At 75.7% G+C, this 2,298-nt stretch carries 3 protein-coding genes; 1 reads left to right on the top strand and 2 read right to left on the bottom strand.

Going from position 1 to position 2,298, the window contains the following annotated elements; all coding sequences use genetic code 11:
- Positions 1–626 (bottom strand): DEAD/DEAH box helicase (locus ACW0Q9_RS30290; RefSeq protein WP_456187154.1); only part of this gene is annotated, 626 nt, incomplete at its 3' end.
- Between the two features lie 124 nt (positions 627–750).
- On the opposite strand from ACW0Q9_RS30290, the gene ACW0Q9_RS30285 reads away from it, so the two are divergent.
- The gene (locus ACW0Q9_RS30285) at positions 751–1,257 is read left to right on the top strand and encodes a DUF402 domain-containing protein (RefSeq protein WP_456187152.1); all 507 of its coding nucleotides are present in this window, start codon (positions 751–753) and stop codon (positions 1,255–1,257) included.
- A 7-nt stretch (positions 1,258–1,264) separates the two neighbouring features.
- On the opposite strand, the gene sigJ is transcribed toward ACW0Q9_RS30285, so the two are convergent.
- Complete coding sequence (gene sigJ / locus ACW0Q9_RS30280) at positions 1,265–2,158, bottom strand: RNA polymerase sigma factor SigJ (RefSeq protein WP_456187156.1); 894 nt, start codon at positions 2,156–2,158, stop codon at positions 1,265–1,267.
- Positions 2,159–2,298: the final 140 nt, after the last annotated feature.

Raw genomic sequence — 2,298 nt, 5'->3', positions numbered from 1 at the left:
CCCACGCACTCCCGGGCCGGCATCGAGACGCTGCGCCAGACCTGGTCGTCCACGCCCGGGTCCAGCTCGTCGCGGTCGCCGGTGGCGGTCTCCTCCGCCCAGTCGCGCAGCCGCTGCATCTGCTTGCCCAGCCGGCCGGCCTCGCCGAGCCACTTCGTGCCGCCGCCGGGGCGCGGAGCGTCGAAGAGGGTGTCCTCCGGCTCCTCCTCGACCGAGTTGTCCAGCCGGGCCAGGCAGAGGTAGTGGTGCCGCCCCTTGAGCACGGCGAAGGTGGGGCGGCGGCCGAGCACCGGCTCGACCGCGTCGGCCAGCCGGGGCAGATCGTGCTCGACCAGCTGGGACTGCAACGCCAGGGTGGCGGTGGAGACCACCACCGGGCCGTCCACGGTCAGCGCCGGCGCCAGGTAGGCCAGCGACTTGCCGGTGCCGGTGCCGGCCTGCACCAGCAGGTGCTCGCGGGAGGCGATGCTCCGCTCGATCGCCTCGGCCATCTGCTGCTGGCCGGGGCGGGCCGCGCCGCCGGGGACCGCGCCGACCGCGGCGGCCAGCAGCTCGCCGCCGCCGGGCTTGCCGCCCCGGCGCTTCCTGGGGACGGCGGGGCCGGTGGCGGTGCGGGGCGGGGTCACCGTGCGACCGTACCCGCCGCCGCCGACAGGGGGTGGGTCGCTCCGCCGCGTGGCGTGGCCGGCGGGTCGCGTCCGGTTACCTGCCGATCGCGTCGCGTGGCCGGAATCGGTTAGGGTGCCAATCATGCCGAGCGACGTGGTCCGCGTGATCTACCGCAAGTACGACGGCAGCGCACACCGCGACTACCCGGCCCGCCGGCTCGCCGAGGACGACCTCGGTGTCTGGCTGGGCGTGCCGGCCGGCACCGAGTCGGTCTACCACGGCCGGCCCTCCGTGGAGCAGATCCCGTTCGTCCTGCTGGTGCCCCGGCACGGCTGGTGGACCGGCATGTTCAACCCGCCCCCGCGCACCAGCGAGGTCTACTGCGACATCGCCACCCCGGCCCGCTGGGAGGGCGAGGAGACGGTCCACCTGATCGACCTCGACCTGGACGTCGTGCGCCGCCGGGAGACCGGCCTGGTCGAGCTGCGCGACGAGGACGAGTTCGCCGAGCACCGGGCCCGCTGGGGCTACCCCGACGACGTGGTGGCCGAGGCCGAGGCCGCGGCCCGCTGGCTGCTCGACGCGCTCGGCGACGGCAGCGAGCCGTTCGCCACCTCGTACCGGAAGTGGCTGGCCCTGGTGATCTGAGCCGGGCTCAGTAGCGCGGCGGCCACTCCTCGTCGGGCCCCACCCCGGTCAGGTGGGTCACCTTCTCCGGGTTGAGCTGGTTGAACACGCCGGTGATCCGGCCCTCGTGCACGGCGAACGAGGTGATCATCCGCAGCGGCCGCCCGTCGCGGAACACCGTCTCCGCCTGCCAGCCCAGCGCGCCGTCGACGAGCACCGGCCGGGCGTGCAGAGGGGCGCCCCAGCGGGCGGCCTGGCCGAAGAGACCCAGGATGAAGCGGCCCGCCAGCTCGGCGCCGGCCACCGGCTGGCGGGCGGCCGGGAAGTGTCCACCGCTGTCGCCGATCACCACCACGTCGGGGGCGAGCACCTCGACCAGCCGGTCCAGCTCCCCGGACTCGACCGCCGCCACGAACGCGCTGAGCACCTTGTGCTGCTCGGCCAGGTCGGCGGTGTGCCGGGGGACGTCCGGCGCGCTGACCGCGCGGCGGCCCCGGGAGGCGAGCTGCCGCGCGGCCGCCGGTGTGGTGCCGAGCACGTCGGCGACCGTGGCGAACGGCACGGCGAAGACGTCGTGCAGCACGAAGGCCACCCGCTGCTCGGGGGTCAGCCGCTCCAGCACCACCAGCAGGGCGGTGCCGAGCTGGTCGGTGCGGACCGCCCGCTCGGCCGGGTCGGGGGCGAACCCGTTCGCGGTCGGCGCCGCGCTCACCACCGGCTCCGGCAGCCACTGACCGGGGTACGCCTCGCGGCGCACCCTGGCGGACCGGAGCACGTCCAGGCAGATCCGCGAGCAGGTGGTGGTGAGCCAGCCGCGCAGGTCACGGACCTGTTCCCGGGCGGCCGGGTCGGCCAGCGCGCCCGCGTAGCGCAGCCAGGTCTCCTGGACCGCGTCCTCGGCCTCGCTCCGGCTGCCCAGCATCCGTTGGGCCACCGCCAGCAGGTGCCCGCGTTCCGCCTCGAACTCCGCCGCCCGCTCGTGCACGTCGCGCTCCTCCCGCCCGGAACTCCCATTCTCCCCGTACCTCTGGAGGCGTCGCCGCCCCCCTGGCGTGACCTCGC

The organism is Micromonospora sp. I033 (assembly GCF_053890995.1).
The sequence above is the reverse complement of the archived record's forward strand: the minus strand, read 5'-3'. Positions and strand labels throughout refer to the sequence as shown.

What these genes read in the sequence shown, in the direction of transcription:
- ACW0Q9_RS30285 (WP_456187152.1), top strand. Translation starts at nt 751, where the DNA reads ATGCCGAGCGACGTGGTCCGCGTGATCTACCGCAAGTACGACGGCAGC.
- sigJ (WP_456187156.1), bottom strand. Translation starts at nt 2,158, where the DNA reads ATGCTGGGCAGCCGGAGCGAGGCCGAGGACGCGGTCCAGGAGACCTGG.